Annotated in this window: 25 protein-coding genes and 1 other annotated feature; of the genes, 18 read left to right on the top strand and 7 right to left on the bottom strand. The window is 55.4% G+C overall.

Going from position 1 to position 25,199, the window contains the following annotated elements; all coding sequences use genetic code 11:
* The first annotated feature begins 117 nt into the window (after window positions 1–117).
* Window positions 118–2,055 carry a murein transglycosylase gene (gene sltY / locus LRM19_RS11475; protein ID WP_271368889.1) on the top strand — a complete coding sequence of 646 codons (1,938 nt, stop codon included), beginning with the start codon at window positions 118–120 and terminating at the stop codon, window positions 2,053–2,055.
* 55 nt (window positions 2,056–2,110) lie between these two features.
* Window positions 2,111–2,437, top strand: coding sequence for a trp operon repressor (gene trpR, locus LRM19_RS11470; protein WP_047747961.1), 327 nt, complete (start codon window positions 2,111–2,113; stop codon window positions 2,435–2,437).
* Here trpR and yjjX read toward each other — a convergent pair.
* Entirely contained in the window at window positions 2,434–2,949 is a 516-nt protein-coding gene (gene yjjX, locus LRM19_RS11465; RefSeq protein ID WP_048961786.1) for an inosine/xanthosine triphosphatase, read from the bottom strand. The two genes, trpR and yjjX, sit on opposite strands and share 4 nt — an antisense overlap.
* A gap of 50 nt (window positions 2,950–2,999) precedes the next feature.
* On the opposite strand from yjjX, the gene gpmB reads away from it, so the two are divergent.
* Complete coding sequence (gene gpmB, locus LRM19_RS11460) at window positions 3,000–3,647, top strand: 2,3-diphosphoglycerate-dependent phosphoglycerate mutase GpmB (RefSeq protein WP_008502057.1); 648 nt, start codon at window positions 3,000–3,002, stop codon at window positions 3,645–3,647.
* Here the strand turns inward: gpmB and robA are convergent.
* A complete protein-coding gene (gene robA / locus LRM19_RS11455; protein WP_111964082.1) occupies window positions 3,644–4,513 on the bottom strand; it encodes an MDR efflux pump AcrAB transcriptional activator RobA in 870 nt (289 codons plus the stop codon). The genes gpmB and robA overlap by 4 nt on opposite strands.
* 211 nt (window positions 4,514–4,724) lie before the next feature.
* On the opposite strand from robA, the gene creA reads away from it, so the two are divergent.
* Entirely contained in the window at window positions 4,725–5,198 is a 474-nt protein-coding gene (gene creA / locus LRM19_RS11450; protein ID WP_045907753.1) for a protein CreA, read from the top strand.
* 46 nt (window positions 5,199–5,244) lie between these two features.
* Here the strand turns inward: creA and arcA are convergent, their stop codons facing one another.
* The gene (arcA, locus tag LRM19_RS11445) at window positions 5,245–5,961 is read right to left on the bottom strand and encodes a two-component system response regulator ArcA (RefSeq protein WP_003856501.1); all 717 of its coding nucleotides are present in this window, start codon (window positions 5,959–5,961) and stop codon (window positions 5,245–5,247) included.
* A gap of 95 nt (window positions 5,962–6,056) precedes the next feature.
* Here arcA and yjjY point away from each other — a divergent pair, with 95 nt between their 5' ends.
* From yjjY to LRM19_RS11410, 7 genes are all read left to right on the top strand, one after another.
* The gene (gene yjjY, locus LRM19_RS11440) at window positions 6,057–6,197 is read left to right on the top strand and encodes a protein YjjY (protein ID WP_085928893.1); all 141 of its coding nucleotides are present in this window, start codon (window positions 6,057–6,059) and stop codon (window positions 6,195–6,197) included.
* Window positions 6,198–6,596: 399 nt separating this feature from the next.
* On the top strand, window positions 6,597–7,283 hold the full coding sequence (locus tag LRM19_RS11435; protein WP_271368884.1) for a tRNA/rRNA methyltransferase: 687 nt from the start codon (window positions 6,597–6,599) through the stop codon (window positions 7,281–7,283).
* A gap of 211 nt (window positions 7,284–7,494) precedes the next feature.
* Window positions 7,495–7,563 carry a thr operon leader peptide gene (thrL, locus tag LRM19_RS11430; RefSeq protein ID WP_015572623.1) on the top strand — a complete coding sequence of 23 codons (69 nt, stop codon included), beginning with the start codon at window positions 7,495–7,497 and terminating at the stop codon, window positions 7,561–7,563.
* Window positions 7,502–7,619: a sequence feature (Thr leader region), on the top strand. Its footprint overlaps the gene before it by 62 nt.
* 24 nt (window positions 7,620–7,643) lie before the next feature.
* Window positions 7,644–10,106 (top strand): bifunctional aspartate kinase/homoserine dehydrogenase I, encoded by a 2,463-nt coding sequence (thrA, locus tag LRM19_RS11425; protein ID WP_271368883.1) that lies wholly within the window; start codon window positions 7,644–7,646, stop codon window positions 10,104–10,106.
* Between the two features lies 1 nt (window position 10,107).
* Window positions 10,108–11,037, top strand: coding sequence for a homoserine kinase (gene thrB / locus LRM19_RS11420; RefSeq protein ID WP_048225593.1), 930 nt, complete (start codon window positions 10,108–10,110; stop codon window positions 11,035–11,037).
* A 3-nt stretch (window positions 11,038–11,040) separates the two neighbouring features.
* Window positions 11,041–12,327 carry a threonine synthase gene (gene thrC, locus LRM19_RS11415; RefSeq protein ID WP_271368882.1) on the top strand — a complete coding sequence of 429 codons (1,287 nt, stop codon included), beginning with the start codon at window positions 11,041–11,043 and terminating at the stop codon, window positions 12,325–12,327.
* A 246-nt stretch (window positions 12,328–12,573) separates the two neighbouring features.
* Window positions 12,574–12,870, top strand: coding sequence for a DUF2502 domain-containing protein (locus LRM19_RS11410; RefSeq protein WP_115876475.1), 297 nt, complete (start codon window positions 12,574–12,576; stop codon window positions 12,868–12,870).
* 32 nt (window positions 12,871–12,902) lie between these two features.
* Here the strand turns inward: LRM19_RS11410 and yaaA are convergent, their stop codons facing one another.
* The gene (gene yaaA, locus LRM19_RS11405) at window positions 12,903–13,676 is read right to left on the bottom strand and encodes a peroxide stress protein YaaA (RefSeq protein WP_271368881.1); all 774 of its coding nucleotides are present in this window, start codon (window positions 13,674–13,676) and stop codon (window positions 12,903–12,905) included.
* A 66-nt stretch (window positions 13,677–13,742) separates the two neighbouring features.
* Window positions 13,743–15,173, bottom strand: coding sequence for an alanine/glycine:cation symporter family protein (locus LRM19_RS11400; RefSeq protein ID WP_271368880.1), 1,431 nt, complete (start codon window positions 15,171–15,173; stop codon window positions 13,743–13,745).
* 262 nt (window positions 15,174–15,435) lie between these two features.
* On the opposite strand from LRM19_RS11400, the gene tal reads away from it, so the two are divergent.
* The 3 genes from tal (at window position 15,436) to LRM19_RS11385 (ending at window position 18,532) form a co-directional block, all read left to right on the top strand.
* On the top strand, window positions 15,436–16,389 hold the full coding sequence (tal, locus tag LRM19_RS11395; RefSeq protein WP_023310342.1) for a transaldolase: 954 nt from the start codon (window positions 15,436–15,438) through the stop codon (window positions 16,387–16,389).
* A 110-nt stretch (window positions 16,390–16,499) separates the two neighbouring features.
* On the top strand, window positions 16,500–17,087 hold the full coding sequence (mog, locus tag LRM19_RS11390) for a molybdopterin adenylyltransferase (RefSeq protein WP_111964074.1): 588 nt from the start codon (window positions 16,500–16,502) through the stop codon (window positions 17,085–17,087).
* Window positions 17,088–17,209: 122 nt separating this feature from the next.
* Complete coding sequence (locus LRM19_RS11385) at window positions 17,210–18,532, top strand: MFS transporter (RefSeq protein WP_115876471.1); 1,323 nt, start codon at window positions 17,210–17,212, stop codon at window positions 18,530–18,532.
* Here the strand turns inward: LRM19_RS11385 and satP are convergent.
* Window positions 18,509–19,075: an acetate uptake transporter gene (gene satP, locus LRM19_RS11380; RefSeq protein ID WP_008502042.1), complete on the bottom strand. Its 567-nt coding sequence runs from the start codon at window positions 19,073–19,075 to the stop codon at window positions 18,509–18,511. The two genes, LRM19_RS11385 and satP, sit on opposite strands and share 24 nt — an antisense overlap.
* A 296-nt stretch (window positions 19,076–19,371) precedes the next feature.
* On the opposite strand from satP, the gene dnaK reads away from it, so the two are divergent.
* From dnaK to nhaR, 4 genes are all read left to right on the top strand, one after another.
* Entirely contained in the window at window positions 19,372–21,285 is a 1,914-nt protein-coding gene (dnaK, locus tag LRM19_RS11375; protein WP_008502041.1) for a molecular chaperone DnaK, read from the top strand.
* An 87-nt stretch (window positions 21,286–21,372) separates the two neighbouring features.
* A complete protein-coding gene (dnaJ, locus tag LRM19_RS11370; RefSeq protein WP_014830600.1) occupies window positions 21,373–22,518 on the top strand; it encodes a molecular chaperone DnaJ in 1,146 nt (381 codons plus the stop codon).
* Window positions 22,519–22,689: 171 nt separating this feature from the next.
* Complete coding sequence (gene nhaA, locus LRM19_RS11365) at window positions 22,690–23,865, top strand: Na+/H+ antiporter NhaA (RefSeq protein WP_115876467.1); 1,176 nt, start codon at window positions 22,690–22,692, stop codon at window positions 23,863–23,865.
* A 58-nt stretch (window positions 23,866–23,923) separates the two neighbouring features.
* Window positions 23,924–24,823: a transcriptional activator NhaR gene (gene nhaR / locus LRM19_RS11360; protein WP_032660752.1), complete on the top strand. Its 900-nt coding sequence runs from the start codon at window positions 23,924–23,926 to the stop codon at window positions 24,821–24,823.
* A gap of 57 nt (window positions 24,824–24,880) precedes the next feature.
* Here the strand turns inward: nhaR and rpsT are convergent, their stop codons facing one another.
* A complete protein-coding gene (rpsT, locus tag LRM19_RS11355; protein ID WP_003856458.1) occupies window positions 24,881–25,144 on the bottom strand; it encodes a 30S ribosomal protein S20 in 264 nt (87 codons plus the stop codon).
* Window positions 25,145–25,199 lie beyond the last annotated feature (55 nt).

The following is a 25,199-nucleotide window of genomic DNA, read 5'->3' as shown; positions in this document are numbered from 1 at the left end:
AAAGGTAAAAAAGTGTCCATGACGTGGCGCGTTGAAGGATGCCTGGTTAGCATAAGTTAATTAGACTTTGACGTGGCAAGACGCTGCAATTGACGAAAAAACAATGAGGAAGAGCTTGTGGAAAAAGCCAAACGGGTGGTCTGGCGTCTGCTGGCTGCCAGCGTATGCGTAATGGCGGTAAGCCAGGCAGTGCATGCCGATTCACTGGATGAACAACGTAGTCGCTACGCTCAGATTAAACAGGCGTGGGACAACAAGCAGATGGATACTGTTCAGGCGCTGATGCCGACGCTAAAGGATTATCCGCTGTATCCGTATCTCGAGTATCGCCAGATCACGGACGATCTCATGAACCAGCCCACTGTCACCGTGAATAACTTCATTCAGGCGAACCCGACCCTGCCGCCAGCCCGAAATCTCCAGTCTCGTTTTGTGAATGAGCTGGCGCGTCGCGAAGACTGGCGCGGACTGCTGGCGTTTAGCCCTGAAAAGCCGAATACCACCGAAGCCCAGTGTAACTACTACTACGCAAAATGGGCGACCGGCCAGCAGGAAGAGGCCTGGGCCGGGGCGAAAGAGCTCTGGCTGACCGGGAAAAACCAGCCGAACGCCTGTGACTCCCTGTTCGGCGCGTGGCGCGCATCCGGCAAGCAGGATCCGCTGTCCTACCTTGAGCGCATCCGTCTGGCGATGAAAGCCGGCAACACGCGTCTGGTGACCACGCTGGCGGGGCAGATGCCGTCCGATTACCAGACGATCTCCACCGCGGTTATCTCGCTGGCTAACGATCCCAACAGCGTGCTGACCTTTGCCCGCAGTACGGGCGCGACCGATTTTACCCGCCAGATGGCGGCGGTGGCCTTTGCCAGCGTGGCGCGTGACGATGTGGAAAACGCGCGGCTGATGATCCCGCAGCTGGTGCAGGCGCAGCAGCTTAATGAGGAACAAACCCAGGAGCTGCGCGACATCGTGGCGTGGCGACTGATGGGCACGGATGTGACCGATGAACAGGCGCGCTGGCGTGACGATGCCATTATGCGTTCGAACTCCACGTCTCTGGTGGAACGTCGCGTGCGCATGGCGCTGGGTACGGGAGATCGCCGTGGGCTGAATACCTGGCTTGCGCGGTTGCCTATGGAGGCCAAAGAGAAGGACGAATGGCGCTACTGGCAGGCCGATCTGCTGATGGAGCGCGGTCGTGATGACGAGGCCAAAGAAATTCTCCATACGCTGATGCAGCAGCGCGGGTTCTACCCGATGGCAGCCGCGCAGCGCCTGGGCGAGGAGTACACCTTCCGCATTGATAAAGCGCCAGCCAACGCGAACCCGGCGCTGACGCAGGGGCCAGAAATGGCGCGCGTGCGCGAGCTGATGTACTGGAATATGGATAATACCGCGCGCAGCGAGTGGGCGAATCTGGTGACCAGCCGCAGCACCGACGAGAAAGCCCAGCTTGCCCGCTATGCTTTTGATAACCACTGGTGGGATCTGAGCGTGCAGGCGACGATCGCCGGTAAGCTTTGGGATCATCTCGAAGAGCGTTTCCCGTTGGCTTACAAGGATCTGTTCGATCGCTACACCAGCGGCAAAGATATCCCGCAAAGCTACGCGATGGCAATTGCCCGTCAGGAGAGCGCATGGAACCCGAAAGTCCGTTCCCCGGTGGGCGCCAGCGGCCTGATGCAGATTATGCCGGGCACGGCGACGCACACGGTGAAGATGTTTAATATTCCTGGCTACAGCAGCCCGTCACAGCTTCTGGATCCGGATACCAACATCAACATCGGTACCAGCTACCTGCAGTACGTGTATCAGCAGTTCGGCAATAACCGCATCTTCGCGTCGGCGGCGTATAACGCGGGGCCGGGTCGCGTGCGTACCTGGCTCGGCAACAGCGCCGGACGCATTGACGCCGTGGCGTTTGTCGAGAGCATCCCGTTCTCGGAAACGCGCGGCTATGTGAAGAACGTGCTGGCCTATGACGCCTACTATCGCTACTTCATGGGGCAGAAAGATACCCTGATGAGTGATGCCGAGTGGCAGAGACGTTACTGATCGGCGCGGGTTGTGTTATGCTGTACTCGCTAATGAGTACAAGAGGCAGCATAACATGACCCAGCATTCCCCGTATTCCTCGGCAATGGCCGAACAACGTCATCAGGAGTGGCTTCGTTTTGTGGAGCTGCTTCGCCAGTCTTACGAGCAGGATTTGCACTTACCCCTTATGCAGCTGATGCTCACGCCGGACGAGCGTGAGGCGCTGGGCACGCGCGTGCGCATCATTGAAGAGTTGCTGCGCGGCGAGATGAGCCAGCGCGAGCTGAAAAATGAGCTCGGCGCGGGCATCGCAACGATTACCCGCGGATCGAACAGCCTGAAGTCGGCACCCGTTGAGCTGCGCCAGTGGCTGGAAGCGGTATTGCTGAAAAATACCTAACGATAAATCGCGTTATGGAACGGGCTTAACGCCAGGATCACCGCCTGATGATAAACGCCTGAACGCGTCAGCGCGCCTGCGGTAAAGACGCCAATCGCCCCTTCTTTACGGCCAATCTCATCAATGCCGGTGTACTGCGACATCACCGGCCCAAGCGCTTCACCCGCGCGGACTTTTTCCAGAATAATCTCCGGCAGCGGCAGGGTGGCTGAACGCGCTTCACCGCGCTGTTCACGGCTTTCGATCACCACCCAGCTAAAGGTTGCGCCTTCGTCGATACCGGCTTCAATTGCCACCCAAAAGTCCGCATCCGGTGCCGCAGCCCTGGCATTTGCCACGCGGTTTCGTGCGCCAGCGCGCGTTTCCTCACTGCCAAACGGCTGTTCAGGAACGCCACTCTCGACGCCGATGGCTTCAATATGGCAGGATCCTGCGCCGAAGATCTCTTCAAATGCCCTTAGAATTGCCTGAATTTTGGCAGGATTAGTGGTAGCAGAGACAACATGGTGCATAATTAAGCTCGATTCAAAAAAAACTCATCGCAGTATAACGGAAAAAAAGCATGTTACAGGTATACCTTGTTCGCCACGGTGAAACGCAGTGGAACGCCGAGCGACGTATTCAAGGCCAGTCAGACAGTCCTCTTACAGAGAAGGGCGTGCAGCAAGCGTGGCAGGTGGCAGAACGCGCCCGAACGCTGGGCATTACCCACGTCATTACCAGCGATTTAGGTCGCACACAGCAGACGGCGCGCATCATTGCAGACGCCTGCGGCTGTGACGTCATGCTTGAGCCGCGCCTGCGCGAGCTGGATATGGGCGTGCTGGAAAAACGCCATATCGATACGCTGACGGAAACGGAAGAGGGCTGGCGCCGCACGCTGGTGAACGGTACCGAAGATGGCCGTATTCCTGAGGGCGAATCCATGCAGGAGCTCAGCGTCCGTATGCATGCCGCACTGGCGGAATGCCTGAAGCTTCCGGCGGGAAGCCGTCCGCTGCTGGTGAGTCATGGGATTGCGTTGGGATGCCTGGTGAGCACCATTCTGGGATTACCGGCTTACGCTGAGCGCCGTTTGCGTCTGCGTAACTGCTCCATTTCCCGAATTGATTATCAGGAAAGCGCGTGGCTGGCGTCAGGATGGGTCGTGGAGATGGCAGGGGACATTTCGCATCTCGATGCCCCTGCGCTTGACGAACTGCAGCGTTAACGACGTATTGGAATCAAAAATTCCATACGCAGATTGATTGGGCCTTCTTCCGGTTTGGCATCCTGCGCCGGGTAGTAGCGCTCAATGTCCTGACCTTTACGGCGATTCAGATTCAGCATTGGCATGCAGGTACCGTAAACGGTCAGGATAAACTCCTGTACCCCCGTTCCCAGCCCTTCATAGGCGAACATCACGTATTCGCCCCCTTCCAGCACGACAGGCTTCGAACCCTGAATATACCCGTTGGCCATCTCTGGCGTCAGCGCGGTGGTGTAGAACACCTCCTGCTCGTCGTCTTTTTCCTGGCTTGGATGCGTTTCGTTGAGGCCATACAGGATAGGCGGGATCGCCGGCGCGTGGCTCAGGAAGTCGCGCCAGAACTGGACGCGCATCTGATGTCGGAACTCGGAAATCTGCTCCAGTGAACAGGAGTAGCTCTGCGTTGTGCCGATCAGATGGGTTTCCGGCAGTGTAATAATGTCGTACTTCGGCATTGCGAACTCGCCCAGACGCAGCGGCGGACGCATGCCAAACGAGCTCCAGTCAGGCGAGCGACGATAAAGCGCTGGCGTCAACAAGAACTGTTTTTTAAAGGCGCGGGTGAATGTCTGCTGTGAATCGAAACGATATTGCAGGGCAATATCCAGAATCGGCCGCGCGGTGAGGCGCAATGCTACAGCAGATTTTGATAAACGACGTGCGCGAATATAGGCCCCGATAGCATGACCGGTGACATCCTTGAACATCCTTTGCAGATGCCACTTGGAATAGCCTGCTTTAGCCGCCACATGATCCAGTGACAAAGGCTGGTCGAGATGACCTTCCAGCCAGGTGAGCAGGTCGCGAATAATTCCAGCCTGATCCATATACTATCCTCATCCTTAAAACAGCAGGTGCCTGATAACAGGTTAGCGGATAATAGCATTTTTTGATGTTTTAGCATTCAGTGTTTTTTTTGCGCATTCATGCTTTTTCTAGCACATTACAGGCAGATATATTCTAATCCTGTGATCTTGCTACATTTTTGTCTAAAGTGTTGAATAATTGCTCAGTGTAATTTTAAAGAATGGTAACAATATGAAATACAAGACTTTGCTCTTCACCGCGCTGATGTTGATGGTCGGGCGCGCTGCACAGGCGGAACAGATTGGTTCCGTCGATACCGTGTTCAAAATGTTTGGCCCGGACCACAAAATCGTGGTGGAGGCGTTTGACGATCCGGACGTGAAAAACGTCACCTGCTATGTCAGCCGCGCGAAAACGGGCGGCATCAAAGGCGGACTGGGGCTGGCGGAAGATACCTCCGATGCGGCGATCTCATGTCAGCAGGTGGGCCCGGTTGAATTGAGCGACAAAATTAAAAACGGCAAAGCGCAGGGCGACGTGGTATTCCAGAAACGGACCTCGCTGGTGTTCAAAAAGCTGCAGGTTGTGCGTTTCTACGATGCCAAACGCAATACGCTGGCCTACCTGGCCTATTCTGACAAAGTGGTGGAAGGGTCACCGAAAAACGCGATCAGCGCGGTGCCGATTATGCCCTGGCGGGAATAAAAAAAACGGCGCATAAGCGCCGTTTTTTAATGCATTAACTGCGGGATTATTCCTGCAAATCGCCGCAGAAACGGTACCCTTCGCCGTGAATGGTGGCGATGATTTCCGGCGTATCTGGCGTAGATTCGAAATGTTTACGAATACGACGGATGGTGACGTCTACGGTACGGTCGTGCGGCTTCAGCTCACGGCCGGTCATTTTCTTTAGCAGTTCTGCACGGGACTGAATTTTTCCCGGGTTTTCGCAGAAGTGCAGCATCGCGCGGAATTCACTGCGCGGCAGTTTATACTGCTCACCGTTCGGGCTAATCAGCGAGCGGCTATTAATATCAAGTTCCCAGCCGTTGAATTTGTAGCTATCTACGCTACGACGCTCTTCGCTGACAGTACCCAGGTTCATGGTGCGGGACAGCAGGTTGCGTGCACGAATGGTTAACTCGCGAGGGTTGAATGGCTTGGTGATGTAGTCATCCGCACCGATTTCCAGGCCAAGAATTTTATCAACTTCGTTATCACGGCCCGTCAGGAACATTAACGCGACGTTCGCCTGCTCGCGCAGTTCGCGCGCCAGAAGAAGACCGTTTTTGCCCGGCAGGTTAATATCCATGATCACCAGGTTGATATCATTTTCAGAAAGGATCTGATGCATCTCTGCGCCATCGGTCGCTTCAAAGACATCGTAGCCTTCTGCTTCGAAAATGCTCTTTAACGTGTTGCGTGTTACCAACTCGTCTTCAACGATAAGAATGTGCGGGGTCTGCATGTTTGCTACCTAAATTGCCAACTAAATCGAAACAGGAAGTACAAAAGTCCCTGACCTGCCTGATGCATGTCGCAAATTAACATGATCGGCTTAACGTGACTAAAGTACGTAATTGCGTTCTTGATGCACTTTCCATCAACGTCAACAACATCATTAGCTTGGTCTTGGGTACTTTCCCTTTGGACCCGACAGTGTCAAAAACGGCTGTCATCCTAACCATTTTAACAGCAACATAACAGGCTAAGTGACACCAGACACCCAATAAAACTACGCTTCGTTGACATATATCAAGTTCAATTGTAGCACGTTAACAGTTTGATGAAATCATCGTAGCTGAATGCTAGCCTTTGTCACAATTTTTCAATAAACCAACTAGTTGCGGACATTGATTTATAAACGAAGCGAATCCAATCAGAATAGGGTATTCATGCTGCCATTATCATTATAAAACATAGGGATAATGGTGTTCTATTAACATTCTAACTGATTGTTCAGACACAGAATAGTTTAGCGTTTTTAATTTGTTATGAAACGCTATTTCGGTGATTTGTGTTGCAATTTTGTAAATTCGCGCTGCGTAATATGTTGAAGTGCATCACATTTTTACCGGCTAACTGATTAAAAAGAGAGCATAAATGCATCTGTCGATTGTACTGGTTGCCCCAGCCAGAGCAGAAAATATAGGCGCAGCGGCGCGTGCCATGAAGACCATGGGTTTTACCGATTTGCGCATTGTGGACAGCACGGCCCATCTGGAGCCAGCCGCGCGTTGGGTGGCGCACGGATCGGGAGATATTCTCGATAATATAACCACTTACGCTACACTTGCCGACGCGCTGCACGACATTTCGTTTACCGTTGCAACCACGGCGCGTAGTCGCGCTAAGTTCCACTACTATGCGACGCCAGCGGAGCTGGTGCCGATGCTGGAAGAGAAAAGCCAGTGGCTGGAGAAAGCGGCGCTGGTATTTGGTCGTGAAGATTCCGGATTAACCAACGAGGAGCTGGAACTGGCGGACGTGCTCACCGGTGCGCCGATGGTGGCCGATTATCCTTCCCTGAATTTGGGCCAGGCGGTCATGGTGTACTGCTATCAATTAGCCTCCCTAATACAAATCCCCCAGCCTCAGGCTAAAAGGGCTGATGAAAATCAGCTGGCTGCGCTGCGCGCACGCGTTGAGCAGCTGTTAACGCAGTTGGAAGTAGCGGACGATCAAAAAATGGCTGACTGGCTGCAGCAGCGTTTGGGACGTCTTGAGCAACGGGACACCGCAATGCTGCACCGTTTGCTGCATGATATTGAAAAAAAATTGGCCGAGTAAAATACTGCCATAAGTTTTTACTATGGCGAATAAGTCTGTCTGTATGGGTTGCATCTGGGGGAATCGGATGAAAATAAATCTGCACGCAGCGGGACGTGAGAGTCTTCCGAATTGTGATCAAATTAAAAATTCGTTGACTTAACGAGCCCGATCCTTTAACCCTAAAAGAATACAGCACAGACAGATAATAATGACAGAGTACACAACATCCATGAAACGCATCAGCATCACCACCATTACCACAACCATCATCATTACCACTGGTAACGATGCGGGCTGACGCGTACAGGAAAAACAAAAAAAAGCCCGCACCTAGACAGTGCGGGCTTTTTTTTCGGCTAAAGGAAACGAGGTAGAACCATGCGAGTGTTGAAGTTCGGCGGTACATCAGTGGCAAATGCAGAACGTTTTCTGCGAGTTGCCGATATCCTGGAAAGCAACGCCAGGCAGGGGCAGGTTGCGACCGTGCTCTCTGCCCCGGCAAAAATCACGAACCATCTGGTGGCGATGATCGAAAAAACCATCGGTGGCCAGGACGCACTCCCGAACATCAGCGACGCAGAGCGTATATTCGCTGACTTATTGCAAGGGCTGGCAGAGGCGCTGCCTGGCTTCCCGCACGCTCAGCTGAAGTCCTTCGTTGAGCAGGAATTTGCGCAAATCAAACACGTTCTGCACGGTATCAGCCTCCTCGGCCAGTGCCCGGACAGCATCAACGCGGCGCTGATTTGTCGCGGTGAAAAACTCTCTATCGCCATTATGGCCGGCGTGCTGGAAGCGCGCGGCCATAGCGTGACCGTGATCGATCCCGTTGAAAAACTGCTTGCGGTGGGCCACTACCTCGAATCCACCGTTGATATTGCCGAATCAACCCGCCGTATCGCCGCCAGCAAAATTCCCGCTGACCACATGATCCTGATGGCAGGCTTTACCGCCGGTAACGAGAAGGGCGAGCTGGTGGTGCTGGGCCGTAACGGTTCCGACTACTCCGCCGCCGTGCTGGCCGCCTGCTTACGCGCGGACTGTTGTGAGATCTGGACTGACGTCGACGGCGTCTATACCTGCGACCCGCGCCAGGTTCCGGACGCCAGGCTGCTGAAGTCGATGTCGTACCAGGAAGCGATGGAGCTTTCCTACTTCGGCGCCAAAGTGCTTCACCCGCGTACCATCTCCCCGATTGCCCAGTTCCAGATCCCTTGCCTGATTAAAAACACCGGTAACCCGCAGGCGCCGGGTACGCTGATTGGCGCAAGCAGCGATGAGGACGGTCTGCCGGTGAAAGGCATCTCCAACCTCAACAATATGGCGATGTTCAGCGTCTCCGGCCCTGGGATGAAAGGGATGGTCGGCATGGCAGCGCGCGTATTTGCGGCCATGTCCCGCAACGGTATCTCGGTGGTGCTGATTACCCAGTCCTCTTCCGAATACAGCATTAGCTTCTGCGTGCCGCAGGGCGACTGCCTGCGCGCCCGTCGCGCGCTGGAAGAAGAGTTCTATCTGGAGCTCAAAGAAGAATTGCTCGAGCCGCTCTCCATTCAGGAGCGTCTGGCGATTATCTCCGTGGTTGGCGACGGCATGCGCACGCTGCGCGGTATCTCCGCCAAGTTCTTTGCCGCGCTGGCGCGCGCCAATATCAACATCGTGGCGATTGCTCAGGGCTCGTCGGAGCGTTCAATTTCTGTTGTCGTGGACAACGATGATGCGACCACCGGCGTTCGCGTGGTTCACCAGATGCTGTTCAACACCGATCAGGTCATCGAGCTGTTCCTGATTGGCGTGGGTGGCGTGGGCGGCGCGCTGCTGGAGCAGGTGAAGCGTCAGCAGGCGTGGCTTAAGAAGAAACACATCGACCTGCGCGTCTGCGGGATTGCGAATTCCAAAGCGCTGCTGACCAACGTCCACGGCCTTAACCTGGAAAACTGGCAGGCAGAGATGAACGAGGCGAAAGAGCCGTTCAACCTGGGCCGCCTGATCCGCCTGGTGAAAGAGTATCATCTGCTTAACCCGGTGATCGTCGACTGCACTTCGAACCAGGCGGTGGCGGACCAGTACGCCGATTTCCTGCGCGAAGGTTTCCACGTGGTGACGCCGAACAAAAAGGCCAACACATCGTCGATGGATTACTATCACCAGCTGCGTCTGGCGGCGAGCAAGTCGCGCCGCAAGTTTCTGTACGACACCAACGTTGGGGCTGGTCTGCCGGTTATCGAAAACCTGCAGAACCTGCTTAACGCGGGTGATGAACTGCAGCGTTTCTCCGGCATTCTCTCCGGCTCGCTGTCGTTTATCTTCGGCAAGCTGGATGAAGGGATGAGCCTCTCCGAAGCCACCCGCGCCGCGCGCGAGCTGGGCTACACCGAGCCGGATCCGCGTGACGATCTCTCCGGTATGGACGTGGCGCGTAAGCTGCTGATCCTCGCGCGCGAAACGGGCCGTGAGCTTGAGCTTTCCGATATCGTGATTGAACCGGTCCTGCCGGCAGAATTTGACAGCAGCGGTGACGTCAGCACCTTTATGGCCAGACTGCCGCAGCTTGACGACGCGTTTGCCGCGCGCGTTGCGAAAGCCCGTGATGAAGGTAAGGTATTGCGCTATGTTGGCAACATTGAAGAAGATGGCGTGTGCCGGGTGAAGATTGCCGAAGTGGATGGCAACGACCCGCTGTACAAAGTCAAAAACGGCGAAAACGCCCTCGCGTTTTACAGCCACTATTATCAGCCACTGCCGCTGGTGCTTCGCGGCTATGGCGCAGGGAACGATGTTACGGCGGCGGGTGTGTTTGCCGATCTGCTGCGTACCCTGTCATGGAAGTTAGGAGTTTAACATGGTCAAAGTTTATGCCCCGGCTTCCAGCGCGAATATGAGCGTCGGATTTGACGTGCTGGGTGCGGCGGTGACGCCGGTGGATGGTTCGCTGCTGGGCGATACGGTTACGGTGGAAGCGGCAGACAGCTTCAGCCTGAATAACGTGGGCCGCTTCGCCAGCAAGCTACCGTCCGACCCGCGCGAGAACATCGTCTATCAGTGCTGGGAACGCTTCTGTCAGGAGATCGGTAAAAACGTGCCGGTCGCTATGACGCTGGAAAAAAGTATGCCGATTGGCTCGGGGCTGGGTTCCAGCGCCTGTTCGGTGGTCGCCGCTCTGGTGGCAATGAATGAGCACTGCGGCAAGCCGCTGAACAACAACCGCCTGCTGGGCTTAATGGGCGAGCTGGAAGGGCGTATCTCCGGCAGCATTCACTATGACAACGTGGCGCCGTGCTTCCTCGGCGGCATGCAGCTGATGATCGAAGAAAATGGCATCATCAGCCAGCAGGTGCCAGGGTTTGATGAGTGGCTGTGGGTGCTGGCCTATCCGGGCATTAAGGTCTCTACCGCGGAAGCGCGTGCGATCCTGCCCGCGCAATATCGTCGTCAGGACTGTATCGCCCACGGGCGTCATCTGGCGGGCTTTATCCACGCCTGCTACACCCGTCAGCCGCAGCTGGCGGCAAAACTGATGAAGGACGTCATTGCCGAGCCGTATCGCACGAAGCTGCTACCCGGCTTTAACGAGGCGCGACAGGCATCAATGGATATCGGCGCGCAGGCGTGCGGCATCTCCGGCTCCGGCCCGACGCTGTTCGCCCTGTGCGACAAGGCAGACACTGCGCAGCGCGTGGCGGACTGGCTCTCTAAACACTACCTGCAAAATCAGGAAGGCTTTGTTCATATTTGCCGTCTGGACACGGCTGGCGCACGAGTACTGGGATAATTAATGAAACTCTACAACCTTAAAGATCATAACGAGCAGGTCAGCTTCGCGCAGGCGGTGACTCAGGGACTGGGCAAAAATCAGGGGCTGTTTTTCCCGCATGACCTGCCGGAATTCCAGCTGACCGAGATTGATGACCTGCTGAAGCAGGATTTTGTCACCCGCAGCACCAAAATTCTGTCCGCGTTTATCGGCGATGAAATTCCGCAGGAGCTGCTGGAAGAGCGCGTGCGTGCGGCATTCGCGTTCCCGGCGCCGGTTCAGCAGGTTGAGCCTGACGTGGGCTGTCTGGAGCTGTTCCACGGCCCAACCCTGGCGTTTAAAGACTTCGGCGGCCGCTTTATGGCGCAGATGCTGACCCACATCAGCGGCGACAAGCCGGTGACCATCCTGACCGCAACCTCCGGCGATACCGGCGCGGCGGTGGCACACGCGTTCTACGGCCTGAAAAATGTCCGCGTGGTGATCCTCTATCCAAAAGGCAAAATCAGCCCGCTGCAGGAGAAACTGTTCTGCACCCTCGGCGGCAACATTGAAACCGTGGCAATTGACGGTGATTTCGATGCCTGCCAGGCGCTGGTCAAGCAGGCCTTCGACGACGAAGAGCTGAAGGTCGCTCTGGGTCTTAACTCTGCGAACTCCATCAACATCAGCCGTCTGCTGGCGCAGATCTGCTACTACTTCGAAGCGGTGGCGCAGCTGCCGCAGGACGCGCGCAACCAGCTGGTGATCTCCGTGCCGAGCGGTAACTTCGGTGACCTGACGGCGGGCCTGCTGGCAAAATCCCTGGGTCTGCCGGTGAAACGCTTTATCGCCGCGACCAACGCCAACGACACCGTGCCGCGCTTCCTGAAAGACGGGAAGTGGGCGCCGAACGCCACGCAGGCGACCCTCTCCAATGCGATGGATGTGTCTCAGCCGAACAACTGGCCGCGCGTGGAAGAGCTGTTCCGCCGTAAGATCTGGCGTCTGGGCGACCTGGGCTATGCCGCGGTGACGGATGAAACTACCAAATCCACCATGCGCGAGCTGAAGGCGGTCGGGTATACCTCTGAACCGCACGCGGCGATTGCCTACCGCGCGCTGCGCGACCAGCTTAACCCGGGTGAATATGGCCTGTTCCTGGGCACCGCACATCCGGCGAAGTTCAAAGAGAGCGTGGAGGCAATCCTGGGCGAAACGCTGCCGCTGCCGAAAGAGCTGGCCGAGCGTGCCGACCTGCCGCTGTTGTCCCATGAACTGCCGGCAGACTTTGCCGCGCTGCGTAAGCTGATGATGTCCCGAGCATAATTTTTGTCGGGTGCGGCTTCGCCTTACCCGACCTACAACGGCTCAGAACGTAGGCCGGGTAAGGCGTAGCCGCTACCCGGCTTTTTTTATGGAGAAATTAAGGAGGAAAATAGCAGGAAAAAAGCAGAAATTCCCAATAAATGCGGTCACTTAGCGATTAGGATTGCAGAGAATAACATCCCCCGTTTCCCTCGCGTAATCTCCTTACATCGGCCCACGTAGGGCAAAGATAATAAGGAGTCACCGATGTCTACACTGAAACCTGTGCTGATTGCGCTTTCACTGATGCTGGTCGCTCCCATGGCGGTACAGGCATCCGAAATCACCCTCGTACCTGCGGTAAAACTGCAGATTGGCGACCGGGATAATAACGGGCACTACTGGGACGGTGGCCGCTGGCGCGACCACGACTGGTGGAAGGCGCATTATGACTGGCGCGATAACCACTGGCGTCCACATGATGAGCATCGCGAGCGTGACCACCATCATGACGACCGTCGCCATGACGATCATCGTCCGGGCCCGGACTGGAAACACCACTAATGCAAAACCCCGCCAGCAGGCGGGGTTTGTTTTTACTGCTCGTGGCGCTTAAACACCATCTCGCCTTTCCCTGACGCTTCTTCGTCAAAGAAATAGCCTTCGCTGTTAAAGGCGGTCAATTGCTCCGGCTTCGTCAGGCGGTTCTGGATAATGTAGCGGCTCATCAGACCGCGCGCTTTCTTGGCGTAGAAGCTGATCACTTTGAACTTACCGTTCTTCTCGTCGAGGAACACCGGTTTGATAATCTCCGCATCCAGCTTTTTCGGCTTCACCGACTTGTAGTATTCATCGGATGCCAGGTTAATCACCACGTTATCGCCCTGGGCGTGCAGCGCCGCATTCAGCTTATCGGTGATGATATCACCCCAGAAATGGTACAGGTCTTTGCCTTTGGCATTCTCCAGACGAATCCCCATCTCCAGACGATACGGCTGCATGAGGTCCAGCGGTCTCAGTACGCCGTACAGACCCGACAGCATGCGCAGATGCTGCTGGGCAAAATCGAAGTCGGCTTCGCTAAAATCTTCCGCCTGCAGGCCGGTATAGACATCGCCTTTAAATGCCAGAATCGCCTGGCGAGCGTTAGCCGGGGTGAAATCCGGGTGCCATTCATGAAAGCGGGTCACGTTAAGGTCTGCCAGCTTGTCGCTGATGCTCATCAGCGAGGCGATTTGCGGCGCAGAGAGCTTACGCGCTTCGCGGATCAGCTGTTGCGAGTAGTCCAGCAGTTCAGGCTGAGTATAGCGCTCTGTAGCGAGCGGGCTCTGGTAGTCGAGCGTCTTTGCAGGTGAAATCAGAATCAGCATATCCAGTCCTTGCAGGAAATTTAGAGCGACTTTAGCAAAAAATCGCCCTGAATTGATCGATAGCTGTTATTGCCGCGGCAAATCATCCCACGTGCCGGGGGCAAGCTGCGCCTTAATATCGGGATAACGGGCGGGATCAAATACCGGCGGAACGCCGAGTTTGCGCTGGCGCAGATAGTCTCTGGCAATCAGTGTCACAACGGGGGAGAGCAGCAGGATCGCCGTGAGGTTAGTGATCGCCATCAGCGCCATAATGATATCGGCCAGTTGCCAGACCAGCGGCATACTGAGCAGGGAGCCTGCGATCACCATCAGGATGACCCCCAGACGCAGGGTTCCGATTGTGGCGCGGGAGTCGAGCTTCAGGAAAATAAGGTTATTTTCGGCGTAAAGGTAATTCACCACTATCGAGCTGAAGGCAAACAAAACCAGGATTAGCGAGACAAACCCTGCACCCCAGCCACCGGTCAGGTTCACCAGCGCCTGCTGGAGAAGCTGTATTCCGACGGTGCCCGACGCGTGCGGTACGGGGCCTGCCAGCAGCAAAATCATGGCGCTGGCGGAACAGATAATAATGGTATCGGTAAAGACGCCAATCATCTGCACAATGCCTTGCGCGGCCGGGTGCGGCGGCCAGGAAGAGGCGGCGGCTGCCGCGTTGGGGGTTGACCCCATACCGGCCTCATTAGAGAACATGCCCCGCTGAAAACCCGCCATCAGCGCCTGGCTGAAGGTATAGCCCAGCGCCCCGGAGGCCACTTCGCGCCAGCCAAAGGCGCTTTTGACGATGGTCGCAATCACGCCCGGCACCTGGTCGAGATGCAGGGCGGCAACGAACAGGCTCGCGGCAACCCAGAGCAGCGCCATAATGGGCACCAGCCACTGCATCAGACGGGCGATACCCTTGAGACCGACCGAGATGGTAAGCAGAACGACGATGGCTAAAGCGAGACCCGAGAGCCACTCGGGGCAGGAGAAGGCATAGCGCAGGGCGTTGGCGACCGAGTTAGCCTGGACGGTATTAAAAATAAGGCCGTACGCGAGCAGTAAAAAAAGCGAGAACAGGACACCCATCCAACGCATCCCTAAGCCACGCGCCATGTACCAGGCTGGACCACCGCGAAACTGGCCGTTTTTATCTTTCTCTTTATAAAGCTGGGCGAGCGAACTTTCGGCAAAGGAGGTGGCCATCCCGAGAAGCGCCGTCACCCACATCCAGAAGACTGCGCCTGGCCCACCGGCGCTGATGGCCAGCGCAACGCCCGCCAGATTCCCGCTGCCGAGGCGTGCCGCCAGGCTGGTACAAAGTGCCTGAAACGACGTTAATCCGCCCGGCTGAGGCGTGACGCTGTTTTTCAGACTTCTGCCAAACTTGCGAATATAACGAAACTGGATGAACCCACTGCGTAGCGTAAACCAAATACCTGCTCCCAGAAGCAGGTAAATCATTATCGAACCCCACAGGACTTCGTTAATAAAGAAAAAGAAATCAGGCATTAACGTCCCTCTTGTTGATGCCAAAGTGAATATGTAAGCGCTACCACTGATTGGGCATGCTGTTGCTTAGCAGCCTGTTAATATTCCGAGTTTACCATACTCTACCTAAGCGCACTGTCTGCGGTTGCGCTACCCCTCCGTCGTGTTATCATCAGGGCAGACCGGTTACATCCCCCTAACAAGTAAACCTGTCATTTTTCCGCTGCAGGCATGCTGTCGGTAGCGTGAATTATCCAGGGCACGTTAAAAGAGAAACACTATCATGACGGATAAATTGACCTCCCTTCGTCAGTTCACCACTGTCGTAGCTGACACCGGAGATATCGCGGCAATGAAGCTGTACCAGCCGCAGGATGCCACAACTAACCCTTCTCTGATCCTTAACGCCGCACAGATCCCTGAGTATCGCAAACTGATTGACGACGCAGTGACCTGGGCGAAAGCACAGAGCAACGACCGCGCGCAGCAGGTTGTGGATGCCACCGACAAACTGGCAGTGAACATCGGTCTGGAAATCCTGAAACTGGTTCCTGGCCGTATCTCTACCGAAGTGGATGCGCGTCTCTCCTACGACACCGAAGCGTCTATCGCCAAAGCGAAACGTCTGATCAAAATGTACAACGACGCGGGCATCAGCAACGACCGTATCCTGATCAAACTGGCTTCCACCTGGCAGGGTATTCGCGCGGCAGAGCAGCTGGAAAAAGACGGTATCAACTGTAACCTGACCCTGCTGTTCTCCTTCGCGCAGGCGCGTGCTTGTGCAGAAGCGGGCGTATACCTGATTTCTCCGTTCGTGGGCCGTATTCTGGACTGGTACAAAGCCAACACTGATAAGAAAGAGTACGCACCGGCTGAAGATCCAGGCGTAGTTTCTGTTACTGAAATCTACGAATACTACAAGCAGCACGGTTATGAGACTGTGGTTATGGGCGCAAGCTTCCGTAACGTCGGTGAAATTATCGAGCTGGCTGGCTGTGACCGCCTGACCATCGCTCCTGCGCTGCTGAAAGAGCTGGCAGAAAGCGAAGGTACCATTGAGCGTAAACTGTCTTACACCGGTGAAGTGAAAGCACGTCCAGAGCGCATCACTGAATCCGAGTTCCTGTGGCAGCACAACCAGGATCCAATGGCGGTAGACAAGCTGGCGGACGGTATCCGTAAGTTTGCTGTTGACCAGGGCAAACTGGAAAAAATGATCGGCGACCTGCTGTAATCATTCTGCGTGACCGGGCTCCCGGTCACGCGACTTCTTTCGTCCCCTGTCTGAATCTCCTCTCTGCGTGTATCATTCCCTTTAATCAGTACTCTTTGAATGGAATGGATATGAATACCTTACGCATCGGCTTAGTGTCGATTTCTGACCGCGCCTCCAGCGGTGTTTACCAGGATAAAGGCATCCCCGCTCTGGAAGAATGGTTGAGCAGCGCGCTGACCACCCCCTTTGAGATTCAGACCCGCCTGATTCCTGACGAACAGCCGATCATCGAGCAGACGCTCTGCGAGCTGGTGGATGAGATGAGCTGCCATCTTGTTCTGACGACGGGCGGAACCGGCCCCGCGCGCCGTGACGTGACGCCGGACGCGACGCTGGCTATCGCCGATCGCGAAATGCCGGGCTTCGGTGAACAGATGCGCCAGATCGGTCTACACTTTGTTCCGACGGCCATTCTTTCCCGCCAGGTGGGGGTGATCCGCAAGCAGGCGTTGATTCTGAACCTGCCGGGTCAGCCGAAGTCGATCAAAGAGACCCTGGAAGGGCTTAAAGCGGAAGACGGCAGCGTCATCGTTCACGGTATCTTTGCAAGTGTACCGTATTGTATACAGCTTCTTGACGGCCCGTATGTCGAAACCGATGAGAAAGTGGTAGCAGCTTTTCGTCCTAAAAACGCGCGTCGCGAAACAATCTCCTGAAATTAATCAATGTGTGACATAAGCTGAAGCGGCGATAGCGTGGGCAAGGTTTTACGGTATAGTAACTTTTTCTTTACGATTGCTGTAAAAATAAATCCACAACACACGCATAATGGTTCGCTATGTCACATAACGCCCGACCTCTGAATCAACAGGATTACAAAACCCTCACGCTTGCGGCCTTAGGCGGCGCGCTGGAATTTTACGACTTCATTATCTTCGTCTTCTTCGCCGCCGTGGTGGGAGAGCTCTTCTTCCCGGCGGATATTCCGGAATGGCTGCGTCAGGTGCAAACCTTCGGCATTTTTGCCGCCGGGTATCTGGCGCGTCCGCTGGGCGGCATCATCATGGCCCACTTTGGCGATCTGGTCGGGCGTAAGAAGATGTTTACCCTTAGCATCCTGCTGATGGCCGTGCCGACGCTGGCCATTGGTCTGCTGCCCACCTATGCCTCGATGGGTATCCTTGCGCCGTTGCTGCTGTTGCTGATGCGCGTTCTTCAGGGCGCGGCGATTGGCGGTGAAGTGCCGGGCGCGTGGGTGTTTGTCGCGGAACATGTTCCGGCGCGCCGCATTGGTATCGCCTGCGGAACCTTAACCGCGGGCTTAACGGTAGGGATTTTGCTCGGGTCCGTCGTCGCAACAATCGTTAATACCAGCATGACGCAGCAGGCCGTGCACGACTGGGGCTGGCGTATTCCATTCCTGCTGGGCGGAGCGTTTGGCCTGGTCGCGATGTACCTGCGTCGCTGGCTGCAGGAGACCCCGATTTTCCTCGAAATGCAGCAGCGCAAGGCGCTGGCGCAGGAGCTGCCGGTGAAGGCGGTCGTGGTACGCCATAAAAAAGCGGTAGTGGTGTCGATGCTGCTTACCTGGCTGCTCTCGGCGGGCATCGTGGTGGTGATATTGATGTCCCCGGTGTGGCTGCAAAAGCAGTATGGTTTCGCTCCTGCCGTGACGTTACAGGCGAACAGTATCGCGACAATCATGCTCTGCTTTGGCTGTCTTGCCGCCGGGCTGGCGGCGGATCGTTTCGGTGCCAGCGTTACCTTTGTTGTCGGAAGCCTGTTACTGGCCGCATCAAGCTGGGCGTTTTACCATCTGGCTGGCAGCCATCCTGAACAGCTGTTCCTGCTGTACGGCGTGGTAGGCCTGTGCGTGGGCGTTGTCGGGGCTGTACCGTACGTGATGGTGCGCGCGTTCCCGCCAGAGGTACGCTTCACCGGGATTTCTTTTTCCTACAACGTGTCGTATGCCATTTTCGGTGGGCTGACGCCGATTGCGGTGACGGTGTTGATGGGCGTGTCTCCCATGGCTCCGGCCTGGTACGTGCTGGCGCTGTCGATGATGGGGCTGGGATTAGGGATTTGGCTGGGGCAGAAGCGGGGATGTCGTGCCCGCGAGGCGGACACGACAGAAGGATCAGTGTTTTTCACCAATCGGTAAAACGGTGCGGTCAAACTGCTCGTTCAGCACTTCACCCATTGCAAGGTAGATAGCGCTTGCGCCGCAAACCAGACCAATCCAGCCTGCAACATGAACGATGCCTTCGTTATCCACCAGGTGACCGATCGCCAGCAGGGCGAACAGGACGGTCAGGCTCAGGAAAACGAACTGCAGCATGCGGTTGCCCTTCAGGGTACCGAAGAACATAAACAGGGTGAAAACGCCCCACAGACCCAGGTAAACGCCCAGGAAGTGGGCGTTTGCCGCGTCTGCCATGCCCATTTTAGGCAGCAGCAGAATGGCAACCAGGGTCAGCCAGAAAGAACCGTAAGAGGTGAATGCGGTTAAGCCGAAGGTATTGCCTTTCTTATATTCCAGCAGGCCCGCGAAGATTTGTGCGATACCGCCGTAAAAAATGCCCATCGCCAGGATGATGCCATCCATCGGGAACATCCCGATATTGTGCAGGTTCAGCAGAATAGTGGTCATGCCAAAACCCATCAGGCCCAGCGGAGCCGGATTAGCCAACTTAGTGTTGCCCATAAGTCCTCAAAAAAATCATCATTAATATGGTGAAATGGTTAAACCCGCGTCAGTTCTCCCTGACTGGGCGCGGCATCATAATGGGCGCAATCAATGGCGTCTATGATCTCATCAGGGTGAAATTAAAATTTTTTTTATGCTTGCCCCTTGATGGATGCCGTCGCGACCCCATCTTGTAGTCAACCGCAGTGTGTGGACCTGAAAAAAATCAAATCTGGGCAGTTGAAAAAGCACGTTCTGCCCTTATTACAGGTACACAACCACATGTTGACTGAATTTTTAGTGGAGACGTTTAGATGGGTAAAATTATTGGTATCGACCTGGGTACTACCAACTCTTGTGTAGCGATTATGGATGGCACTACTGCACGCGTGCTGGAGAACGCCGAGGGCGATCGCACCACGCCTTCTATCATTGCTTATACCCAGGATGGTGAAACTCTGGTTGGTCAGCCGGCTAAACGTCAGGCAGTGACAAACCCGCAAAACACCCTGTTTGCGATTAAACGCCTGATCGGTCGCCGCTTCCAGGACGAAGAAGTTCAGCGTGACGTTTCCATCATGCCTTACAAAATCATCGCGGCAGATAACGGCGATGCATGGCTTGATGTGAAAGGCACCAAAACTGCACCACCGCAGATTTCTGCTGAAGTGCTGAAAAAAATGAAGAAAACCGCTGAAGATTACCTGGGTGAGCCGGTAACTGAAGCTGTTATCACCGTACCTGCCTACTTCAACGATGCTCAGCGTCAGGCAACCAAAGATGCTGGCCGTATCGCAGGTCTGGAAGTAAAACGTATCATCAACGAACCAACCGCGGCTGCACTGGCTTACGGTCTGGATAAAGAAGTCGGCAACCGTACTATCGCGGTTTACGACCTGGGTGGTGGTACCTTCGATATCTCTATTATCGAAATCGACGAAGTTGACGGCGAAAAAACCTTCGAAGTTCTGGCAACCAACGGTGATACCCACCTGGGTGGTGAAGACTTCGATACCCGTCTGATCAACTACCTCGTTGACGAGTTCAAGAAAGATCAGGGCATTGACCTGCGTAACGACCCGCTGGCTATGCAGCGCCTGAAAGAAGCCGCTGAGAAAGCGAAGATCGAGCTGTCTTCTGCTCAGCAGACCGACGTTAACCTGCCGTACATCACTGCAGACGCGACCGGTCCTAAACACATGAACATCAAAGTGACCCGTGCGAAACTGGAAAGCCTGGTAGAAGACCTGGTGAACCGTTCTATCGAGCCGCTGAAAGTTGCTCTGCAGGACGCTGGCCTGTCCGTGTCTGATATCAACGACGTTATCCTCGTTGGTGGCCAGACCCGTATGCCAATGGTGCAGAAGAAAGTGGCTGAGTTCTTTGGTAAAGAGCCACGTAAAGACGTTAACCCGGACGAAGCAGTGGCTATCGGTGCTGCGGTTCAGGGTGGCGTACTGACCGGTGAAGTTAAAGACGTACTGCTGCTGGACGTTACCCCGCTGTCTCTGGGTATCGAAACCATGGGCGGTGTGATGACTGCGCTCATCAACAAAAACACCACCATCCCAACCAAGCACAGCCAGGTGTTCTCTACCGCTGAAGACAACCAGTCTGCGGTAACCATCCATGTGCTGCAGGGTGAGCGTAAGCGTGCGGCGGATAACAAATCTCTGGGTCAGTTCAACCTGGACGGTATTAACCCGGCACCGCGCGGCATGCCGCAGATCGAAGTCACCTTCGATATCGATGCTGACGGTATCCTGCACGTGTCTGCGAAAGACAAAAACAGCGGTAAAGAGCAGAAGATCACCATCAAGGCATCTTCTGGCCTGAACGAAGCTGAAATCGAAAAAATGGTTCGCGATGCCGAAGCTAACGCGGAATCCGACCGTAAGTTCGAAGAGCTGGTTCAGACCCGTAACCAGGGTGACCATCTGCTGCACAGCACCCGTAAGCAGGTTGAAGAAGCAGGCGATAAACTGCCAGCGGAAGACAAGACTGCTATCGAAGCTGCACTGAGTGCGCTGGAATCCTCACTGAAAGGTGAAGATAAAGCGGACATCGAAGCGAAGATGCAGGAACTGGCACAGGCTTCTCAGAAGCTGATGGAAATCGCTCAGCAGCAGCACGCTCAACAGCAGGCGGGCGCTGACGCTTCGGCGAACAACGCGAAAGACGACGACGTTGTCGACGCTGAGTTCGAAGAAGTTAAAGATAAAAAATAATCGCCCTGATGCAGGGTAATTAATCGGCACGGGCGTAGGAGAACTCTCCACGCCCGTGCTCGCATGTTAAGGGGCTTAAAAAAACCAATGGCAAAGCAAGACTATTACGAGATTTTAGGCGTTCCGAAAACTGCGGAAGAGCGTGAAATCAAAAAGGCGTATAAGCGCCTGGCCATGAAATTCCACCCGGACCGTAACCAGGGTGACAAAGAGGCTGAAGCCAAATTTAAAGAGATCAAAGAAGCCTACGAAGTCCTGACCGATGCACAAAAACGTGCGGCCTATGACCAGTACGGTCACGCAGCCTTTGAACAGGGCGGCATGGGCGGCGGTGGATTCGGCGGTGGCGGCTTTGGCGGCGGCGCTGACTTCAGCGATATCTTTGGCGATGTGTTCGGCGATATCTTCGGCGGCGGCCGTGGTCGTCAGCGCGCGGCGCGCGGCGCGGACCTGCGCTACAACATGGAGCTGACGCTGGAAGAGGCCGTTCGCGGCGTCACCAAAGAGATCCGTATTCCAACGCTGGAAGAGTGTGACGTTTGCCACGGCAGCGGTGCGAAAGCGGGTACGCAGCCACAAACCTGTCCAACCTGTCACGGTTCGGGTCAGGTACAGATGCGTCAGGGCTTCTTTGCGGTGCAGCAGGCCTGTCCGCACTGTCACGGTCGCGGTACGCTGATCAAAGATCCGTGCACCAAATGCCACGGCCACGGTCGCGTTGAGAAAACCAAGACCCTGTCCGTTAAGATCCCGGCCGGCGTGGATACGGGCGACCGCATCCGTCTGGCAGGTGAGGGCGAAGCAGGCGAGCACGGCGCACCGGCAGGCGATCTGTACGTCCAGGTGCAGGTGAAACAGCACGCTATCTTTGAGCGTGAAGGGAACAACCTGTACTGCGAAGTGCCGATCAACTTTGCGATGGCGGCACTGGGCGGTGAAATCGAAGTACCGACGCTGGATGGTCGCGTCAATCTGAAGATCCCGGGCGAGACCCAGACCGGTAAGCTGTTCCGCATGCGCGGCAAAGGCGTTAAATCCGTTCGTGGTGGTGCGCAGGGCGACCTGCTTTGCCGCGTCGTCGTGGAAACGCCGGTTGGCCTGAACGACAAGCAGAAACAGCTGCTGAAAGAGCTGCAGGAGAGCTTCGGCGGCCCGACGGGTGAGAAAAACAGCCCGCGCTCCAAAAGCTTCTTCGATGGCGTCAAAAAATTCTTCGATGATTTAACCCGCTAATCGATCAGCTGGTTTTCATCCGCAAAAGCCCGGAAGCGATTCCGGGCTTTTTTATTTGCGCGTATAGCTCGGTTAAACTGAGTTTATACTCAATATTAATCTGTTTTTGCCGAGCTATTAGGCTTGGTATTATGGTTTTATCGAGGTATTGTTGTAAAAGAGAGAACTTAAATGAAATTACTACACCGTTTCTTTAGCAGTGAGGCGTCCGGTGGCGTGATCCTGATTATTGCCGCAGCGGCCGCGATGGTGCTGGCTAACCTTGGCATCACGCAGGATCTCTACCATGCATTTCTGGAAACGCCCGTTGAGCTGAAGGTCGGGGCGCTGGAAATTAACAAGAACATGCTGCTGTGGATCAACGATGCGCTAATGGCGGTGTTCTTCCTGCTGGTGGGGCTTGAGGTTAAGCGTGAGCTGGTACTGGGCTCGCTAGCCAGCCGCCAGCGCGCGGCGTTCCCGGTCATTGCCGCGCTCGGTGGGATGGTGGTGCCGGCGCTGCTCTTCCTGGCATTCACCTGGCAGGATCCGATTGCACGTCACGGCTGGGCGATCCCGGCTGCGACGGATATCGCCTTTGCGCTCGGTGTCTTAGCCTTACTCGGTAGCCGCGTGCCGGTAGCCCTGAAAATCTTCCTGATGGCGCTGGCGATCATCGATGACCTGGGCGCCATTGTGATTATCGCGCTGTTCTACACCAGCGATCTGTCGATCCTGTCCCTGAGCGTCGCTGCCGGGGCGATTGCGGTGCTGGCGCTGCTGAACATCTTCAATGTTCGCCGCATCGGTATCTATATCCTGGTGGGGATGGTGCTGTGGACGGCGGTGCTGAAATCGGGCGTGCACGCTACGCTGGCAGGTGTGATCGTCGGCTTCTTCGTGCCGCTTAAGCCGCAGGACGGCAAGTCGCCTGCCAAACAGCTGGAGCACGTGCTGCACCCGTGGGTTGCCTTTATGATCCTGCCGCTGTTTGCGTTTGCCAACGCGGGCGTTTCCCTCGGCGGCGTGACGCTGGACGGGCTGACGTCCGTGCTGCCGCTAGGCATTATTGCCGGGCTGTTTATCGGTAAGCCGCTGGGCATTAGCCTCTTCTGCTGGCTGGCGACGAAGCTGAAGCTGGCGTCATTGCCGCACGGCACAACCTTTGGTCAAATTATGGCCGTCGGCGTGCTGTGTGGAATCGGGTTTACGATGTCGATCTTTATCTCGACCCTTGCGTTTGGCGCGCATGCGCCTGAGCTGATCGTCTGGGCGAAACTCGGCATTCTTATTGGGTCATTACTGGCCGCGGTAATCGGTTATACCTTGCTGAAGGTAAAATTGTCCGGACAGGCCGTCCGGGCATAACGGAACACCGGGAGGAGGCGATCCTTCTCCCGATACACACTCAGGGAGAGAAGACGAGATGTCTCATTTAAATTACAACCATCTGTACTACTTCTGGCACGTCTATAAGCAGGGCTCGGTGGTGGGAGCGGCAGAGGCGCTCTACCTGACGCCGCAAACCATCACTGGGCAAATCAAGGCGCTGGAAGAGCGTTTGCAGGGCAAGCTGTTCAAGCGTAAGGGGCGTGGGATTGAACCCAGCGAACTGGGCGAGCTGGTGTTTCGCTACGCGGACAAGATGTTCACCCTGAGCCAGGAGATGCTGGATATTGTCAACTACCGCAAAGAGTCGAACCTGCTCTTTGACGTGGGCGTGGCGGATGCGCTGTCCAAACGGCTGGTGAGCGGCGTGCTGGACGCGGCGGTGGTTGAAGATGAACAAATTCATCTGCGCTGCTTTGAATCCACCCACGAGATGCTGCTGGAACAGCTAAGCCAGCACAAGCTGGATATGATTATCTCGGATTGTCCGATTGATTCCACCCAGCAGGAAGGGCTGTTCTCGGTAAAAATTGGCGAATGCGGCGTGAGCTTCTGGTGCATTAATCCGCCGCCGGAAAAACCGTTCCCCGCGTGCCTTGAAGAGCGCCGCCTGCTGGTGCCGGGAAGGCGCTCAATGCTGGGACGCAAGCTGCTGAACTGGTTTAACTCGCAGGGGCTAAAGGTCGAAATTCTCGGAGAGTTTGACGATGCGGCGCTGATGAAAGCCTTTGGCGAAGCGCATAACGCCATCTTCGTTGCGCCGACGCTGTACGCGCACGATCTCTATTCGGACGATAAGATTACGGAGATAGGCAGAGTGGATAACGTGATGGAGGAGTATCACGCCATATTTGCCGAAAGGATGATTCAGCACCCGGCGGTGCAGCGAATCTGTAACCGTGACTACTCGGCGCTGTTTACGCCACCGGCAATCTGAAGGCATAAAAAAACCCGCGTTAAGCGGGTTCTTTAAACAAGCAACAACAAGTAGCGATTAAGCCAGTTTGTTGATCTGCGCGGTCAGGTTTGCTTTATGACGCGCTGCTTTGTTTTTGTGGATCAGACCTTTAGCAGCCTGACGATCCACGATTGGTTGCATTTCGTTAAATGCGTTCTGCGCTGCAGCTTTGTCGCCTGCTTCGATTGCTGCGTATACTTTCTTGATGAAAGTACGCATCATAGAGCGACGGCTTGCGTTGTGCTTACGAGCCTTTTCAGACTGAACGGCACGTTTCTTAGCTGATTTGATATTAGCCAAGTCCAACTCCCAAATATGTTCTATGTGGACAATTCAAAGGCCGAGGAATATGCCC

It is taken from the genome of Enterobacter sp. PI-10, assembly GCF_027947695.1.
Classification (GTDB): domain Bacteria; phylum Pseudomonadota; class Gammaproteobacteria; order Enterobacterales; family Enterobacteriaceae; genus Enterobacter; species Enterobacter vonholyi.
Note: the sequence above shows the minus strand (reverse complement) of the source record. Positions and strands in the feature narration are given on the sequence as shown.

Bases quoted from the DNA above. Each gene is read 5' to 3' on its own strand.
- thrA (WP_271368883.1), top strand. From the start codon at position 7,644: ATGCGAGTGTTGAAGTTCGGCGGTACATCAGTGGCAAATGCAGAACGT.
- LRM19_RS11410 (WP_115876475.1), top strand. From the start codon at position 12,574: ATGTCTACACTGAAACCTGTGCTGATTGCGCTTTCACTGATGCTGGTC.
- nhaA (WP_115876467.1), top strand. From the start codon at position 22,690: ATGAAATTACTACACCGTTTCTTTAGCAGTGAGGCGTCCGGTGGCGTG.
- robA (WP_111964082.1), bottom strand. From the start codon at position 4,513: ATGGATCAGGCTGGAATTATTCGCGACCTGCTCACCTGGCTGGAAGGT.
- LRM19_RS11435 (WP_271368884.1), top strand. From the start codon at position 6,597: ATGCATCTGTCGATTGTACTGGTTGCCCCAGCCAGAGCAGAAAATATA.
- yjjX (WP_048961786.1), bottom strand. From the start codon at position 2,949: ATGCACCATGTTGTCTCTGCTACCACTAATCCTGCCAAAATTCAGGCA.
- yaaA (WP_271368881.1), bottom strand. From the start codon at position 13,676: ATGCTGATTCTGATTTCACCTGCAAAGACGCTCGACTACCAGAGCCCG.
- dnaK (WP_008502041.1), top strand. From the start codon at position 19,372: ATGGGTAAAATTATTGGTATCGACCTGGGTACTACCAACTCTTGTGTA.
- mog (WP_111964074.1), top strand. From the start codon at position 16,500: ATGAATACCTTACGCATCGGCTTAGTGTCGATTTCTGACCGCGCCTCC.
- dnaJ (WP_014830600.1), top strand. From the start codon at position 21,373: ATGGCAAAGCAAGACTATTACGAGATTTTAGGCGTTCCGAAAACTGCG.
- trpR (WP_047747961.1), top strand. From the start codon at position 2,111: ATGACCCAGCATTCCCCGTATTCCTCGGCAATGGCCGAACAACGTCAT.
- thrB (WP_048225593.1), top strand. From the start codon at position 10,108: ATGGTCAAAGTTTATGCCCCGGCTTCCAGCGCGAATATGAGCGTCGGA.
- tal (WP_023310342.1), top strand. From the start codon at position 15,436: ATGACGGATAAATTGACCTCCCTTCGTCAGTTCACCACTGTCGTAGCT.
- thrC (WP_271368882.1), top strand. From the start codon at position 11,041: ATGAAACTCTACAACCTTAAAGATCATAACGAGCAGGTCAGCTTCGCG.
- arcA (WP_003856501.1), bottom strand. From the start codon at position 5,961: ATGCAGACCCCGCACATTCTTATCGTTGAAGACGAGTTGGTAACACGC.
- nhaR (WP_032660752.1), top strand. From the start codon at position 23,924: ATGTCTCATTTAAATTACAACCATCTGTACTACTTCTGGCACGTCTAT.
- creA (WP_045907753.1), top strand. From the start codon at position 4,725: ATGAAATACAAGACTTTGCTCTTCACCGCGCTGATGTTGATGGTCGGG.
- LRM19_RS11400 (WP_271368880.1), bottom strand. From the start codon at position 15,173: ATGCCTGATTTCTTTTTCTTTATTAACGAAGTCCTGTGGGGTTCGATA.
- LRM19_RS11385 (WP_115876471.1), top strand. From the start codon at position 17,210: ATGTCACATAACGCCCGACCTCTGAATCAACAGGATTACAAAACCCTC.
- gpmB (WP_008502057.1), top strand. From the start codon at position 3,000: ATGTTACAGGTATACCTTGTTCGCCACGGTGAAACGCAGTGGAACGCC.
- satP (WP_008502042.1), bottom strand. From the start codon at position 19,075: ATGGGCAACACTAAGTTGGCTAATCCGGCTCCGCTGGGCCTGATGGGT.